Below are 16,972 nucleotides of genomic sequence, written 5' to 3' on the forward strand. Positions count from 1 at the left end.
TAAGTTGAACTACATTTTATTTGCACGAACACTACGATGACAGAACAACCTTCCAATCGCTGTTATCCCCAGATTTCTTTGATTCCCTTTTCTGGAGGGGGAAATCCGGGGATAGCGTATGCTTTCGATGCAGCTTTCTTTCAGAAAGCTTTTAGGCGAACGCTTCGCTTTTTCAGGTTTTTTCTGTCCTCTCCGTTGACGTGCAAATGATTAGTTTAACTTATATTGAACCCAGAAATTTAGTAAAGGCACATGTTTTTTCTGTGCCAAAAAATTCACTGATGTCGTATTCATGCGTATGAGGGTGTGTGAAGAAGCTTGTCCGTGTATAGGGAGTCTATAAAATAAGGTCTGTGATAAAAGTCGCATGGAAAATCAATATATGGTGTAATATACTGTTTTTATATCACTATATGTGGTGTTTCGTCATAATTTACTTTTATAGTGAAAATGGAGCTTTATGCCGGGGAGGTTGAATGTAGCGATGAAATCGAACCAACGATCGTACCAATTAGAAGGACTTAGCGAAAAAATATTCCTGGACCGATACGCCTGGAAGGACGCTGATTCGAATCATGCCAAGGTCGGAGATGTGGTATTGGTATTAACGAAGGATGATCCGAAGTTCCCAACCAAGGAAGTGGGCGAAATCATAGAACGTCAGGGTCAGCTTGTACAGGTAAGGACTCGAAGCGGAGAGATGATTGAGACAAACGTGGAGAAATTGACACTCAACATAGAAAAAACACCGGAAGAGATGTGGGACCGTCTTGCCAAAGCGATGGCTTCTGTCGAATCCACAGCCGATCAGCGGGCAACGTGGGAGTCCAAGTTCCGCTCCGTGTTGGAAGATTGGAAGTTAGTACCCGGAGGCCGCATTGCTGCGGGCGCGGGGGCAAGCGATGAGCTGACACTTTTCAATTGTTATGTCATTCCGTCTCCGCAAGACAGTCGGGGTGGCATCATGAAGACTTTGACCGAGATGACGGAAATTATGGCACGTGGGGGAGGTGTAGGTATTAATTTGTCCTCTTTGCGTCCTCGCCGAGCGGTGGTGAAAGGTGTCAACGGATCATCCAGCGGTTCCGTATCGTGGGGCGGATTGTTCAGTTATACGACTGGACTGATTGAACAGGGCGGAAGCCGCCGGGGTGCGCTCATGCTGATGATGAATGACTGGCATCCGGATGTGCTTGATTTTATTACCGTGAAACAAACGATGGGGCAGGTGACCAATGCCAATCTGTCTGTATGTGTGAGCAACGCATTTATGGAGGCTGTCAAGCAGGACGGAGATTGGGATTTGGTTTTCCCCGATACGAACGATCCGGACTACGACATCGAGTGGAACGGGGATATGCAGCAATGGAAAGCCGCAGGTCATGCGGTGGTGCACTATCGTACACTGAAGGCGCGCGAAATCTGGCATACCATTATTGAATCAGCCTGGAAATCTGGAGAGCCCGGTGTGGTATTCATGGAGTACTACAACCAGATGTCCAACAGCTGGTACTTCAATCCGATTAACTGTACTAATCCTTGCGCAGAACAGGGTCTGCCTGCCTGGGGTGTATGTAATCTGTCTGCGATCAATCTGTCCAAATTCTACGATGAAACAAATCATGATGTGGCATGGGATGAACTGGCGGAAACCACTCGTATCTCGGCTAGATTTTTGGACAATGTCATCGATGCAACACCATATCATTTTGAGGAAAATAGACTGAATCAGCAGCGTGAACGCCGGGTTGGGCTTGGCACCATGGGACTGGCAGAGCTGATGATTAAGCTGCGTATTCGATACGGCAGTCCTGAATCTCTTGTTTTTCTGGATAGACTGTATGGATTCATGGCGAAGGAGGCCTATCTGGCATCGGCAGAGATTGCAGCAGAGAAGGGAGCTTTTCCAGCTTTCGAAGCTGAACCGTATTTACAGAGTGGATTCATGAAAAACATGGTTGCGACGTACCCTGAAGTGGGAGAGGCCATCCGTAAACAGGGCATTCGAAATGTCACACTGATCACACAAGCGCCAACGGGAAGTACAGGTACGATGGTGGGCACATCAACAGGTATTGAGCCGTATTTCGCCTTCAAGTATTTCCGTCAAAGCCGTCTAGGTTATGATGAACAGTTCGTACCGATTGCACAAGACTGGCTGGATGAACATCCGGGTGAAGTTTTACCAGAATATTATGTGACGGCGATGGATTTGTCGGCTGAGAATCATATCCGGGTGCAGGCTGCGATCCAGCAATGGGTGGATAGTTCGATCTCGAAGACGGCCAACTGTCCGGCTGATTTTACAGTGGAGGATACGGCTGAGCTGTACGAACTGGCCTTCGACCTTGGCTGCAAGGGAGTAACGATATACCGCGACGGCAGCAGGGATGTGCAGGTGTTGTCCACGTCGAAGAAGGAAGAGACCCAAGGTGAAGATCAGAACACGGCGGAAGCTGTAGAGAAGACAGTCGTATCTGCTATAGAAAACCCGAATAGTGCTGAAGTACAGGCAAGTGATGGAACTTCCAATAGCCAGGTTGGTGTTAGAACGCATTCTTCTGATCAAGCCCCGTCCTCTTCTACAGTACTGGATAAACAATATAGAAGCCGTCCTCAGGTACTGCGTGGTGCAACATACAAAATCAATACGCCATTTGGTATGGCTTACATTACGATCAATGATCTGGAGGGAACGCCGGGTGAGATCTTCCTGAACGTGGGCAAAGCGGGATCGGATGTGTTTGCCATGGCTGAGGCACTCGGTCGAGTATGCTCTCTATTCCTTCGATACGGAGATCATGGGCACAAGGTTGAACTGTTGATCAAACATCTCAAGGGAATCGGTGGTTCGGGAGCGATTGGCTTCGGAGCCAATAGGGTTGAATCGATTGCTGATGCAGTCGCCAAAGCATTGGAAAGTCATGTACAGAGCGATGTGCAGGAGAACGAACCTGGAGCATTACAAAAACAGAATCAAGTGGAGAGCACGTATCCAAAAGTAGAGGATCAGAAAACCTTTACCGAATCGAGAGATTTATGTCCTTCATGCGGCTCGGCATCCCTGATGAATGTGGAAGGTTGCAAAACATGCAGCAACTGTGGGTACAGTAAATGCAATTAAATATCTTTTGAAAAAAAGAGAAAAAGAAAGGCACTCCTGACTCCATTACGAAGTCAGGAATGCCTTTTTGTCATTTAGATAACTAACACCAATCTTGGCATCGATCTGCAAGTGATTGCAATTCATGAAATACAACACCAGCATGGTAGCCGTCGCACACGGCGTGATGTAACTGAACGGATAAGGGAAGATATACTTTATCGTTCTGTTGAACATATTTCCCCATCGTGAATATAGGCAACAAGTAGGTTCCCTCATTGTAAATATTCAGATTAAATCCCGTAAAGTTCACCCAAGGAATACTGGAAACGGGAAAAGTATTTGGCGGTTCATTGGGTTTGGCAACAAATTGTTTGTGATCTTTGTAATTCTTCATATCTTCCAGATAACGAATGTGGAACGTCTCGAAATCTTCATGGAATGCTGTCCAGATCGTTGAGAAACTTTTGTTGTCCTCATGAAAAATCGTATAACTCGGAGACATTTCGTCCCAGTAGCCCAATCTCCCCTCGGCATCAAAACAAGTTCGAAATTCTCTGTGTGCATTGACGACCGTAGAGATCATATGAATAAGAGCCGGATAGAACTTCAATCCTTTAAGCTTCAGTTCGTTGATCAAAAGAGTGATATCCAGATTAGCAGTTATGCTGTAGGTACATCTGACCTGATTCAAGTAGTGGTCAAAGTATGGCTTTCGATCCCACTGATCTAACACGATTGAATTAAACATAAGTTATAACCTCCTAAATTTGAATAATGTCTTTTATTTAGGAGGTATATTTGACTGATTTGACCATATCCTATCACATTCCCAGTATCGTATTTTTAGAAATTGATCCATCTCAGTATAACATGATACTGAATGTGTCGCTTATAGCGAAATCCTCTGCAAAACGCTTTTTCAACCTGTTTCTTTCCTTTATAATTAAAGTTGTGTTTATAACGAAGAAGAGAGGGGATTAGATGCGTCAGCCGATAGAAGAACCTATATTTTATTCTTATCCTGGAATGGTAGCGGTGGTGACTTCACGTCATGAGGGAGTTCAGAATGTGATGGCGTCCGGATGGCATACATACATCGGATCATCACCAGGCGTATACGGCATCTCCCTTCGTAAGGAAACATACTCCTATGAACTCATTGAGAAGAGTGGCGTATTCGGTGTTCATTTCCTGCCAGGTCATCGATCGGAGTGGATTCAAGCTGCAGGAACGTTCAGTGGGAGAGATACGGATAAATTCACAAGATTCGGCATTCCGTATGAGGAAGGAATCAAGGTAAGTGTACCCATTTTGACAGATGCTTATTTTGCTTATGAATGCAAGGTTATGGAGATTACGACATATGGTGACCATGAATGGATTGCAGGCGAAGTGTTACAGCGATATCAGGATCAGAAGTACTTTCTGGAGAATGGAATGGTTGATCTGGAGAAGTTGCAAATCCCAATGTACACAGGGCGTTCAGCATACCGGATCATGGATGCGAGGACAGAAGAAAAGATTCACCCGTTCCACCTCTAGGGTCCTAGGCAAGAAGAAGCAATTATGAGCAAAACTTTCAATCCGGTCTGACATAGGTTTATAATGGACATTGGCTGCTGAGCAAGTCGGCAGCCTTTTGTTATGAATTCAATTGTTTCAATCGATGTGTGCGTGGGTATGCTGGTTTGCGCAAGCGGGACAGGTAATTTTAGCCACTCGATGAAAAGTACTATATTTAACGACAAAATTAGAGTATGATTTTACAGCTATATGAGCTGGCAGGAAAGGTTACATCGGTTTAATCGTTTGTAACTATTCCTGTAAAGTATAAGGCTTAATACGGGCGTATAATGCTAAACGTGAACTCACGAATGAATATAAAGAATATTTTAATAATTAAACTTAATGGACAAGCAATTCGTCTTCTTTAAGATTATAGAATTCACACAGAATGTCGCATCATCGGATCGTGCTTCGAACAGAAGCTTTTCTTATGTTGTAAATGAAAGATGGAAGGTGCAATACGTATGTTAATGACAACCAGAACGATCAGGAGTTCCTTTATGCCCCCAACACCGATGTTGTTGACTCACAGTAACAAGGAGGGGCATGCATGTCACAATCGTTAAATCGTAAGAGACATATGAACGGACTTGACGGCTTGCGAGCCATCGCTGTACTTGCGGTAATCGCGTATCATCTGAATTTGGATTTTATTCCGGGCGGACTGCTCGGTGTAGGTATATTTTTTGTTCTCTCGGGATATTTAATTACAGATATTCTCGTGTCACAGTGGCAGGAACATGGACGCATTTCACTCGGTGATTTCTGGGTAAGACGGGTAAGGCGTTTGCTTCCAGGCATGCTGACCATGACAGCTGTGGTGATGATCTGGTTGGCTTGTACAGATCCATCCCGGCTTGCTGCGCTTCGTGGTGATATCGTTTCGGGTGTATTATACATAAGCAATTGGTGGTATATCTTTCACAACGTTTCCTATTTCGAAAGTTTTGGCCCTCCATCACCGTTTGGACATTTCTGGTCACTGGCTGTGGAAGAGCAATTTTATCTTATATGGCCTCTTCTACTGATCGCAGCAATCGTAGTGTTCAAAAGAAAGGGATGGCTGGTCGTTTTCATTGTCGTCGCAGCTGAATTATCTGCTGGCGCAATGGCCATCATGTATAATCCGGATTTGGACCCGAGCCGTGTATATTATGGAACAGACACGCGGGCATTCGCACTGCTTGCTGGTGCTGCTCTTGCCGTGGTGTGGCCTAGTCGCAAGCTATCGAACTCTCTGTCTGGCATGAACCGGCTTGTGCTCGATGTGTCGGGACTTGCTGCGCTCGCTTTGTTAATCTACATGATGCTGAACAGCAGTGAATATGATCCGTTTCTGTATCAAGGGGGCATGGTGCTTCAGGCTATCGCAACAACGTTGCTGGTAGCGGTGTTGGCTCACCCATCGTCTTTCCTGGCACGTATCATTGGTGCGAAGCCATTACGCTGGATCGGAGAGCGATCCTACGGATTATATCTGTGGCATTATCCAGTCATTATTTTAACCAATCCCGCGGTGGATACGGGAGGAGCACATCCTGTACGCATCATTTTACAGGTTGCTGCAACGGTTGTACTGGCCTCATTGTCCCTTAAATATATTGAAAATCCGATTCGGTACAATGGATTCCGTGATTCTTGGTCCCGATTATGGGGAAGAGGGCGGTCATCAATCGGTATACGTAACGTATGGTGGAAGCGGGCAGGTCTGTTGATGACGATTCTGCTGTTGTCCTATACAGTATCTCAGATGATGGTCTCCCATGCAGCGAACTCCGATTCCCATTCGGTATCGATGTCCAACACATTAAATGGAGAGAATTCCGTAGCGGAGGAACAGGGACAGGATGTGTTGCCGGCTATTACAGGAACGTCAGGCTCTGGCCAAAAGAACGATGCTCATACCCATAAACCGGAAGCAGGAACGAAAGATGATCCGGGGAAAAATGAGAAGCCAACAGGAGAGTCTGCTCCAGATTCAAAACCTGACGAACAAGACAATTCAGTGAATGCTGGCAAGGACGGTCAGTCTGAAGATAAGCCGACTGATGACTCCGTGACTAACGAGAATGATACACCAGATGACGCTGGAGCGAATCAATCCGATGATACGGATCATGCGGATGATGCACCTGATTCATCTCAGGACAATGAAGAAACGGCTCCTCCTGCCGAGGATGGAAAGGTTCATTATACCGTTATTGGAGATTCGGTGATTTTGGATGCAAAACCGTATCTGGAGCAAAGTATATCGGGAGTGTATGTGGACGGACATGTTGGTCGTCAGATGTGGCAGGCAGGCGATGTATTGGAAGGTCTGAAGCAAAACAACCAAATGGGCAGCAAAGTGGTGCTGGAGCTCGGGACGAATGGTTCCTTTAACTCCAAAAACTTGAATGCTGTGCTTGATTATCTGAAGGATGAGGATCGGGTATATCTGGTTACTGTGCGCGTACCTCGTCCATGGGAACGAACGGTGAACAGGGCGTTGAATGAAGCAGCATCCAAATACAGCAATGTCTCGTTAATTGACTGGAACAGTGCAAGTGAGGGACATGACGAATATTTTGAAAAAGATGGCGTACATCTCACTACGCAAGGGTCCGAAGCTTTTGCAGAACTGGTGAAGAACAGTATCCAATAATACGCAATCCATATTTAATACGATTTAGCACTTATTCATTATATATAGCCTGGGGTGAAGCTACCGACGGCTGCAACAAGAAAGAGCTCTCATTGTGAGGGCTCTTTTTATATGTTATGAACAAATAAGTCAGCAAAGTAAATTCCAAACATGGGAACCGATATTTTTCACCCCTGCATCCGTGGATCGTCACCTTACGGTATGATAGCGTTAACATTTACAATAAGTGTATTCAAATCGCCGAGGGGGATTATAGAGATGTTGAAAAAATGGCTTTCGGGTTTCCTGGCAATAACATTGTTCTCCATTATTCTGGCTGGCTGTGCTGGCGGGGACACTTCAGAAGGAGGCAGCGGCAATGACAAAGTAACCGTCACACTCTGGCACAACTGGACCGGACAGGATGCAAAGGCGGTTGCGATGCGCAAAATAATTGAAGATTTCCGCGCGGCGCATCCAGATATTGAAGTTGTGGATGAAGGCCTGCCAACAGATGGTCTCAAAACCCGGCTTCGTACGGTGGCCGCTGCCAACGAGATGCCAGACCTGTTCGTGATGTGGCCGGATGCCATGACGAAGGAATTTGTCAAAGGGGATCTGTTACAGCCCATTAATGCAGAGCTGGACGCAAAGCCGGAGTGGAAAGATAACTTTATCCCGAATGCACTGGACGGATACACCGTAGACGGGAATATCTACTCCGTGCCGATGAATCTGGCGCCAAGTTCCTTCATTTATTACAATGAAGCTCTTTTCAAACAGTACAACGTAAAAGTGCCTGAGACCTGGGCGGAACTGGAACAAGCGATTGCTACTTTTAATCAAAATAAAGTCATTCCCATGGCACTTGGCAACAAAGCCAACTGGGTAGCTCAATCAACGATATTCAGTACACTGGCTGATCGAATTACCGGCACAGACTGGTTCTTGAAAGCGGCAGCACAAGAGGGTGCAAGCTTTACCGATCCACAATTTATTGAAGCCTTGAACAAGATGCAGGAGCTTGGCAACACCAAAGCATTCCAAGATGGTTTCAACAGTATCGATGAGACACAGATGATGCAGCTTTATTTCCAAGGTAAGGCAGCGATGGTCATGAACGGCGGATGGGCCTTGGCAAATCTGGTGAACAATGCACCTGAAGAGGTGTTGAACAACACACATATTACGATTCTTCCTCCAGTGGACGGAGGTCAGGGTGAACCAAGAACAACATCCGGTGTAGTAGGAACCGGGTTGGGTGTAAGTAAAAAGCTGAGCGGTGCACAAAAAGAGGCAGCGATGGAGCTGTTCTATGCGCTGGCAGGACCTGATGGTCAGAAGGCCACATTGGATAGCAGCACATTGGTGAGTTACAAGATTGATCTGGACAAAACCAAAGCACATCCATTGTTCGTAGAATTATATGATCTGATGCAGGAAGTGAAGATCACGCCAGTATACGATTCCAAGCTGGGATCGGCAACGGTTGAGGTTATTAATAATGCATTGCAAGAGTTGCTTATGGGCGGCAAGGCCGAAGACATTGCAGCCAAAATTCAGGCGGCTCAAGCCAATGCAGTTAGTCAGTAACCATTCGTTAAAACCCCTTCCCGGCAGGGGAGGGGTTTTAAGTATGAATGGGACAGTCAGTTACAAGTTGGTAAAGGCATTTATGGAAGGGAAGTGAACAGATGAACGCACTGCGCAGTCGGCGTTTTATTATGCTGGGGCTGGCCCCGGCAGTCATCATTTATGCATTGTTTGTATTTGTACCGGTCGTGTGGTCGGCATACTACGGTTTCTTCAACTGGTCCGGCATTGGCGCATCCAAATATATTGGTGTGGATAATTACATTGAGATCTGGCATGATCCTGTGTTCTGGCGAGCACTGAAAAATAACGTTATTTTTGTGTTGGCATCGGTATTTGGACAAATTCCATTAGCGCTGATGTTGGCGGTCATCTTACACAAAAGTAATCCGTTACAGCGGTTTCTGCGCTCAGCCGTATTTCTGCCGATGGTGTTATCCACTGTCGTTATCGGTATGATCTGGCAGTATATCTATCATCCGCAGATCGGGATATTGAACTTTCTGCTGGACGCACTGGGGCTGGAAAGTTGGAAGCTGCAATGGCTTTCCGATGACAAGATTGCCATTTTCTCATTGGTACCGCCGCTGCTCTGGAGCTTTGTCGGGTTGTATCTGATTATCTTCATCTCGGCGTTGCAGAATATTCCCGGCGAGATTCATGATGCTGCCAAAATAGACGGTGCTTCAGGAATTCGGAAACTGGTATCGGTCTCTTTGCCCATAATCTGGGGTACGGTTCAGGTAGCGATCATTCTATGTATTTCGGGTAGTCTGAAATCATTCGATCTGGTCTACATCATGACCAAGGGTGGTCCGGCACATGCGACGGAACTGCTTGCAACGTATATGTACAATTCAACCTTTACAACATACCGATATGGTTTTGGTAGTGCGATCTCCACAACCATCGTACTGATCTCCCTGCTGCTGATCGGAACAAGCCAGTGGCTAACTAGTCGCAAACGAAAAGAGAATCAATAGAGAGGAGGAGCTATCATGCGCGTGACACCTGTATCCATGCCATCACCTCAAAGCAGCTCGGGCCATCCGATTCGTCGCTTACGTAGCGGAATTGTTTGGACGCTGCTAACGGTCTATGGTATTTTAACATTGTATCCGTTCTACTGGCTCGTGATTAGTGCATTCAAAACAAATGAAGATTTCTATAGCAGGCCCTTTGGTCTTCCGGAAAACTGGAATGTTGCCAATTTCAGCAATGCATGGGAAAGCTCCAGGCTAGGGACCGCTTTTGGCAATTCACTAATCGTATCGGTGGGGTCACTTATTCTGACGCTGTTTATTGCAGCGCTGGCTTCATTCATCCTGGCTCGTTTCCAGTTTCGCTGGAAAGGGTTAATCATGACCTTCTTTGTTGTTGGTATGCTCATTCCGATCCATAGTACGCTTGTCCCCTTATTTATTTTAATGAAACAGATGTCCTTGCTAAATACGTACTGGGCCTTAATATTACCTTATACGGCTTTTGCATTGCCTACGGCCATTTTTGTGCTTACTGCTTATCTGACAAGTGTTCCACGTGATATTGAAGAGGCAGCTTTTATTGATGGAACAGGACTTTGGGGGCTGTTTACCCGAATCATGCTACCCATGTCTGTGCCTGCGTTGTCAACGGTTACGATCCTGAGTTTCCTGCATGCGTGGAATGACTTTTCATTTGCGCTTGTATTCATCAACAAAACCGGATTGAAAACGTTACCGCTGGCCATTGCGAACTTTGCGGATGGGTATCAAACCGATTACGGATTAACGCTTGCTGCCATGACCCTATCGGTCATTCCAACCATTATCTTGTATCTCATATTCCAGGAACAAGTTATGAAAGGCATGACAGCAGGAGCTGTCAAAGGGTAAGCGAAAGCGCATCCAGAGGAGGAGAAACGTTTGGCACGCTGGCTCACATCTTCGTTACAAAGGAAGCTATCCGTCGTTGTGACGGCTTCAATGATTGTGCCTTTGCTGGCCTTGGGCCTGTTCGCCTTTCTGATCTCTTCCCGCATCACAGAGCAAAAAACAAAGCTGTCCGGCATGGATACGCTGAAACAGGTGGAAGCAAATCTTCGTTATATGTTGCAGGATGCCGAGAATCTCTCCATTTTCCTGATTGGAGAACGGGACATCCAGCAGTATCTTAGCCACAATGAAGATCATGAGCTGGACCGGGTGGATATCCTGGGCAGGATGACCAATCTGGCTGCTTCCAAGAAATATATTGCGAACATCGCCATATATCCAAGCCGATTCGATGCCACATTGTCTACGGCTACCTGGTATGAATCCAATAATTCAAGCTTATCTTATCCACCAGTGCCGAGCGGAGAAGCAGTGAAAAAATGGACGGGGGTATATCCGGTCCAGAATTATGCGGGTATACAAAATGTGATCACATTGGTTCGGCCGATTCGCAGTATCCATGATTATCGACCCATCGGCTGGTTAGCCATTAGTCTGGATGAGAAGGCCATATCCAAGGGATGGGCCGCTCTGGGATTAGGCAGAGGGCAAGGCAGACTGGAGCTCATCGGCAGTTCTGGAGAGATTCTGTCTTCGATGGACAAATCCCGGCTTGGACTTAAGCTGGAAGGTGTCGAACCAGGGATTTCGACGTTAATTCAGGATGGCGGTAGCGGAACCACCACGTATGGCAGTGGTGACGATAAACGGACGTTGCTCTATTATCCGGAAGAATTGACGGGGTGGACATTGGTTGGAACGGTTCCTTATGACCAGTACAAGTCGGAGAATCGGTACATTCTTATTCTAACTGGCTGCGCCGTTGCCATGTCTGCTGTGATCAGTGCTGGCTTGGTCTGGTTTACGGTGCGGCGTGTGACGAGGCCGCTTCGTTTGCTTACCAGACATCTGTCCCGAATTGATCCGGAACGACCTCTTCCGCTGTTCCGCTCTGAAAGTGATGACGAGATTGGCAGGCTTGGGGAGAGTTACAATCTGCTCGGTGCACATATTCAGTTATTAAAGGAAGAGGTTATTCGAGGTGAAGCTCGCAAAAAAGAAGCGGATCTTCGGGTGCTTCAGGCGCAGATTAACCCGCACTTTCTGTATAACACACTCTCTTCAATTCATTGGATTGCCTTGATGTCTGAAGAGAAGCGGATCGCGGATATGGTTGAGGGCTTGAGTGATTTTCTGCGCATCAGTTTAAACAATGGTCAGGATTACTGCCCTGTGGAACAGGAGATAGCTCATATTCGCCATTATGTGCGTGTGCAGTCGATTCGTTTCCCTGATCAATTTGTGTTGCATTATATCGTAGATCCAGCGCTTGAGAAGCGAGTGATGCTGAAGCTATTGCTGCAACCGCTCGTTGAGAACGCCATGATTCATGGCATTCAGCCCAAAGCAGGCGTAGGCACCATCACCATAATGATTCGTAAGGACCCGGATAATGAACAGATGAATGTGCTGGTGCTGGATGATGGTGTTGGCATGGAGCCGGACAGACTGGAACAATTAAGGATAAGTATTAGGGAATGGAAGGGAAAACAGCCGGAAAAACAGCTAAACCAAGGCGGTTATGGGCTCTGCAATGTAAATGAGAGACTGCTGCTCCATTATGGAGCGGATGCACAGCTTGAAGTAGACAGCAGGGTTGGGGGAGGTACTCGGATTTCGTTTTCCATTCCAATCTTGGAGGGTTCGCCATGAGACTATTAATTGTTGATGATGAAGTGATTATCCGTACAGGGCTTGCCAGCGTTATCGCTTGGCATGAACTCGGAATTGAACTTCTTCAACCTGCTGCCTCGGCAGAGGAGGCGTTAACACGCATGGCTGAGGAACGTCCGAATATCCTGATGACGGATATTCGGATGACAGGCAGATCGGGGCTGGAACTGGCAGAAGAGGGACTACGATTGTTACCTGAGCTGGAGGTCATTATTTTGTCCGGATACGATGACTTTTCTTATGCGCAACAGGCGATTCGCCAAGGCGTTACAGATTATCTGCTCAAAACAAGCAAGCCGGAAGAGATCATCAAAACCGTATTACAGGCCAAACAGCGCATCACGGAACGTTGGGCAGAGAAGTCCAGAGAGGGACAGCTTATGCGGGAGAATCGAGAGCGGTTATTTGCTGGATGGATCATTGATGGTGACACCGCTTCGGGTCATTTTCCTTCATTCTTGCGATCTGATGCTGGAAAAGAGGCAGGGGTTGTTGGCCTTGATGATGAACAGATTCTCAGACAAGTCATTATTCTTCGAGCAGAGGGTTGGGATCAATCCTCGGATGCGCTATTACGATTTGCGGTGCAGAATACCCTGGAGGATATGTTACCTGGTGCCATTGCTCATGTAGAGAAACAGCAAATTATCTGTGTAGTTTCATGGCCGCCTGTGGAACATGAAACTACGTTCAGGCTGGAGAGTGCACTACGTCGGGTGGAGCAATTACTGAAGTGCACCCTCCGCGCAGCGGTAGGTCTGCCTATGCGTGGATATGCAGATCTGCACGAAAGCTATAGAACTGCTTCAGTTGCCTTCCGATATCGGGGTTTGATGGATGATAAAGTATGGCATTATGAGCACGTTCAGGATCGCCAAGGTGGTAAAACTGTACTTACGCACGAAGAGGAGACCAGACTTGGTACAATATTGCTGGATAATGATTCAGTCACGTTAACGACATGGACGCGGGAACTTGTGGCTAATCTGATTACAGAACCGGAGGTCACACCAGAATCGTTCAGTGCTTGTTTGCACTCGGCTGTCATTGCAGGTCATCGCTGGCTGACTCGCACAATGCGAGCCACAGGGCGTGAAGAACCCGCAAGGCTCGAGCCCTGGTTGCCGGAACCGGATGCCGAAGCTGTGGAGCTCGGGGATATGCTGTTCCATCATCTGTATGGCCTGATGCATGTATATCATAGCCGAATGGGCCAGGGACAGGCTGCCCATGTGCAGAAGGCTATCGGTTATATTGAATCATCATTGGCACAGGATATTAATCTGCAGCAGGTAGCTGGACATGTTCATTTGCATCCGGGTCACCTCAGTGAACTGTTTAAAAAAGAAATGGGTGTGACCTTCGTAGATTTTGTCACCGATATGCGTATACGAAGAGCGATGGATATGCTGGCGGTGTCTCCAGCGAAGGTCAGTGAAGTCGCTGCAATCAGCGGCTACGAGGACGTGAAATATTTTAGCAGACTGTTCAAAAAACATACGGGCAAGACCCCGAGTGAGTATCGCGAAGAGGCGTTGTTGTTCAAGCCTTCGGGAAGTTAGAAATGAGCAGATTAGGAAACATGTTTTACCTGTCTGCAAACGTTTTCGATATGGTATTACTCAGGGTTATTGGAGAGTGAGGGCATACTGATGAAGACCTATAGTTCAAGTCAGGATTTATCGGGACAATGGAAGATACAGCATTTTGAAGTTGGAGAGAAGCGGGCAATGGATGTGGCAGCAGCTACACTGGATGACCGTTTCTGGATCGGGGCTGAAGTGCCTGGCGATGTACATGCTGCATTGGTTGAGCGCAGTATCATTGATCCGCCCTATTACGGACATAATGATGCCAAAAGTCGCTGGATTGAGCAAAAGGAATGGTGGTATCGCACAACCTTCAATCTGGTGAGAGATGCAGAGACGGAGGAGCACTTTGAATTGGTGTTCGAAGGATTGGATACGTTTGCAACGGTATATGTCAACGGCCATGAAGTCGGGAAAACGGCCAATATGCTTATGTCACATGCATTTGATGTAACGTCTCTGGTACGCAGCGGTTGGAATGCGATTGCTGTCAAGTTTGATCCGCTTCACCTGCATCACCGGGACAAAGAAACCTTTGACTGGTCCTCGTATACGAAGGAACGGCCATGGTTGCGCAAAGCAGCGATGAACTTTGGCTGGGACTGGGGTCCACGCATGGTTACGGTGGGGATCTGGGGTGCGGTAAGGCTGGAAAAACGAACAATCGCCAAGCTGGAAAGTGTATATGCTCGAACGGAATCAGTCAGTTCAGAGCTAGCTGTCTTACATGTCACGGCTGATGTGAAGTCGGTCTTGTCTTACCGTAACAGACAGAAACGTGAGCAGGCTGTGGTTGCGACCTGTAATGTTCGTCTGTTGGATCGCAGTGGACACGAGGTGGCAGGTGTCACTGAACTACCCGTAGAGGGTGGTATAGCAGATACCACATTAAACGTTACGTCACCTCAGTTATGGTGGACTCATGATCTGGGTGAGCCGTATCTGTATACGCTGGAGGTTACATTATTCGCCGATGGCGTTGAGGTGGATCGTTATAGCGAGCCTTATGGGTTACGAACGATTGAGCTGGCTCTTCACAATGAACGGGGTGAAGATGCATTTACTTTTATTCTGAACGGAGTCAAAGTATATGCCAAGGGTGCCAACTGGATTCCGGCTGATCATCTGATTGGCGCCATCCCGAACTCTCGATATCGTGAGCTTGTCGAGCTGTCGGTGGAAGGGCATATGAACATGTTGCGTGTCTGGGCTGGTGGTGTATATGAGAAGGATGTCTTCTACGATGAGTGTGATCGGCAAGGGGTGTTGGTGTGGCAGGATTTTGCATTCGCAAACGCATTATTCCCGGATTTCAATCGTGATTTCATGGATAATGTACGGCAAGAGGTAGAAAACAATGTCCTGCGCCTGCGTAACCGTGCCTCGCTTGCTATTTGGTGTGGTAATAACGAGATTGACTGGCTCTATGATATGAAGTCGGCAAGTGGAGATATTACCAGTCCGTTCTACGGCGAACAGATCTATCATGAGCTAATCCCTGAAGTGCTGGAGCGCTTGGATCTGTCTCGTCCGTACTGGCCTTCTTCGCCGTTCGGAGACAGCAACGGTCAGGATGCGAATGACCCGGATGTGGGGGATCGCCACAACTGGCAGGTATGGCATGGTTCGGTCTATCCAAGGAAGCATGGAGAGCCACCACTGCTGGACTACAGTATTGAAGGTGTAACGTTCAAAAATTACAAAAACGATCATGCATTGTTCAGCAGTGAATTTGGTATGCACGCCTCGGCCAATCGTTACACACTGGAGAAAAATATGCCCGCAGGTCAGTTTTACTGGGGCAGTCCGGAGATGGCCTATCGTAACAAAGATACCAATCATCAAAAAGGTATTTTGCTGATGGAGGGTTACACAGGGATTCCGCAAAATATAGAAGAGTATATGAACTACTCCATGCTTACTCAAGCAGAAGGGCTACGATATGGAATTGAACATTTCCGGCGCATCAATCACCGCAACAGCGGAGCGCTTGTATGGCAATTGAACGATAGTTGGCCAGGAACAAGCTGGTCCATGATTGATTATGAACTGCTGCCGAAGGCATCCTTTTATTATGGGAAAATATTCTTTCATCCTGTCCTGTTGTCACTGGAGCATGAGCCGGGTGAGCCGCTTGCGTTGTGGGTTGTGAACGATACACGTGACGTCTTGAAAGGGGAGCTTCGACTCAATGTCTATGCATTGGATGGAGAGAAGATCTACTCCGGCTCACGTGCTGTTGAAGTAACATCCCAATCCTCACGGTGTATTGTTGAATTAACTGAAGTAGAGGTGTTACAGGGTAGACGCGCGGAGGAAGTAATGGTTGAGTTGATATCCGAAGGATTTGCGGCACCGAGTAATCGTTACTTCTTGCGCGATCCTAAGGATGTGACGTTGCCAGAGTCGCAATTGAGCGTACATGTGAACGAGGAGGAGCAGTCTGTTACGGTTACGGCCAGTGGTGGGATTGCACGATTGGTGAAGCTGGAGCTTCCCCTTGGGCGTGTCCGATTCAGTGACAATTATTTCGATCTGCTCCCCGGTGAGAGCCGAACAGTGAGACTACTTCACCCAGAGCAAACGTCTCTGCCACTGACAGAACTTCGAGTTAGTGCCATGAACGGCAGAGAAGGATAAAATAATAATCACAGACTTCGAATCTTATTCGAGGTTCAAGGTGGTAATCCTGATCAGGGATGCCACCTTTTTTACTTTTGCAGCAGGGTGAGTTCATGTCGTTGTGTCAGGTGGTTTAGTCCTTATTCCACAAGCGAAACTTCCAATC

The 16,972-nt window shown here is 47.1% G+C and carries 10 protein-coding genes; 9 read left to right on the plus strand and 1 reads right to left on the minus strand.

Going from position 1 to position 16,972, the window contains the following annotated elements:
* Positions 1–484 precede the first annotated feature (484 nt).
* Positions 485–3,124, plus strand: a complete 2,640-nt coding sequence (locus MKY95_RS11405) for an adenosylcobalamin-dependent ribonucleoside-diphosphate reductase (protein ID WP_339198769.1) — start codon at positions 485–487, stop codon at positions 3,122–3,124.
* Between the two features lie 82 nt (positions 3,125–3,206).
* On the opposite strand, the gene catA is transcribed toward MKY95_RS11405, so the two are convergent.
* Positions 3,207–3,854, minus strand: coding sequence for a type A chloramphenicol O-acetyltransferase (gene catA / locus MKY95_RS11410; RefSeq protein WP_339198773.1), 648 nt, complete (start codon positions 3,852–3,854; stop codon positions 3,207–3,209).
* A gap of 233 nt (positions 3,855–4,087) precedes the next feature.
* On the opposite strand from catA, the gene MKY95_RS11415 reads away from it, so the two are divergent.
* The 8 genes from MKY95_RS11415 to MKY95_RS11450 all read left to right on the plus strand — a co-directional run bounded on the left by MKY95_RS11415 (position 4,088) and on the right by MKY95_RS11450 (position 16,824).
* Positions 4,088–4,648, plus strand: coding sequence for a flavin reductase family protein (locus tag MKY95_RS11415; RefSeq protein ID WP_076318443.1), 561 nt, complete (start codon positions 4,088–4,090; stop codon positions 4,646–4,648).
* Between the two features lie 574 nt (positions 4,649–5,222).
* Entirely contained in the window at positions 5,223–7,316 is a 2,094-nt protein-coding gene (locus MKY95_RS11420; RefSeq protein WP_076318444.1) for an acyltransferase family protein, read from the plus strand.
* A 258-nt stretch (positions 7,317–7,574) separates the two neighbouring features.
* Complete coding sequence (locus tag MKY95_RS11425) at positions 7,575–8,888, plus strand: extracellular solute-binding protein (RefSeq protein ID WP_036609593.1); 1,314 nt, start codon at positions 7,575–7,577, stop codon at positions 8,886–8,888.
* 101 nt (positions 8,889–8,989) lie between these two features.
* Complete coding sequence (locus tag MKY95_RS11430) at positions 8,990–9,871, plus strand: sugar ABC transporter permease (protein WP_076318446.1); 882 nt, start codon at positions 8,990–8,992, stop codon at positions 9,869–9,871.
* Positions 9,872–9,907: 36 nt separating this feature from the next.
* A complete protein-coding gene (locus MKY95_RS11435) occupies positions 9,908–10,762 on the plus strand; it encodes a carbohydrate ABC transporter permease (RefSeq protein ID WP_235193817.1) in 855 nt (284 codons plus the stop codon).
* A 30-nt stretch (positions 10,763–10,792) separates the two neighbouring features.
* Positions 10,793–12,574: a sensor histidine kinase gene (locus tag MKY95_RS11440; protein WP_339198778.1), complete on the plus strand. Its 1,782-nt coding sequence runs from the start codon at positions 10,793–10,795 to the stop codon at positions 12,572–12,574.
* The gene (locus MKY95_RS11445) at positions 12,571–14,157 is read left to right on the plus strand and encodes a helix-turn-helix domain-containing protein (protein WP_339198781.1); all 1,587 of its coding nucleotides are present in this window, start codon (positions 12,571–12,573) and stop codon (positions 14,155–14,157) included. The genes MKY95_RS11440 and MKY95_RS11445 overlap by 4 nt, the downstream gene beginning before the upstream one ends.
* Before the next feature lie 90 nt (positions 14,158–14,247).
* On the plus strand, positions 14,248–16,824 hold the full coding sequence (locus tag MKY95_RS11450) for a glycoside hydrolase family 2 protein (protein ID WP_339198784.1): 2,577 nt from the start codon (positions 14,248–14,250) through the stop codon (positions 16,822–16,824).
* Positions 16,825–16,972 lie beyond the last annotated feature (148 nt).

Source organism: Paenibacillus sp. FSL P4-0176 (assembly GCF_037975265.1).
Lineage (GTDB): Bacteria > Bacillota > Bacilli > Paenibacillales > Paenibacillaceae > Paenibacillus > Paenibacillus amylolyticus.

Bases quoted from the DNA above. Each gene is read 5' to 3' on its own strand.
- MKY95_RS11405 (WP_339198769.1), top strand. From the start codon at position 485: ATGAAATCGAACCAACGATCGTACCAATTAGAAGGACTTAGCGAAAAA.
- catA (WP_339198773.1), bottom strand. From the start codon at position 3,854: ATGTTTAATTCAATCGTGTTAGATCAGTGGGATCGAAAGCCATACTTT.
- MKY95_RS11415 (WP_076318443.1), top strand. From the start codon at position 4,088: ATGCGTCAGCCGATAGAAGAACCTATATTTTATTCTTATCCTGGAATG.
- MKY95_RS11420 (WP_076318444.1), top strand. From the start codon at position 5,223: ATGTCACAATCGTTAAATCGTAAGAGACATATGAACGGACTTGACGGC.
- MKY95_RS11425 (WP_036609593.1), top strand. From the start codon at position 7,575: ATGTTGAAAAAATGGCTTTCGGGTTTCCTGGCAATAACATTGTTCTCC.
- MKY95_RS11430 (WP_076318446.1), top strand. From the start codon at position 8,990: ATGAACGCACTGCGCAGTCGGCGTTTTATTATGCTGGGGCTGGCCCCG.
- MKY95_RS11435 (WP_235193817.1), top strand. From the start codon at position 9,908: ATGCCATCACCTCAAAGCAGCTCGGGCCATCCGATTCGTCGCTTACGT.
- MKY95_RS11445 (WP_339198781.1), top strand. From the start codon at position 12,571: ATGAGACTATTAATTGTTGATGATGAAGTGATTATCCGTACAGGGCTT.
- MKY95_RS11450 (WP_339198784.1), top strand. From the start codon at position 14,248: ATGAAGACCTATAGTTCAAGTCAGGATTTATCGGGACAATGGAAGATA.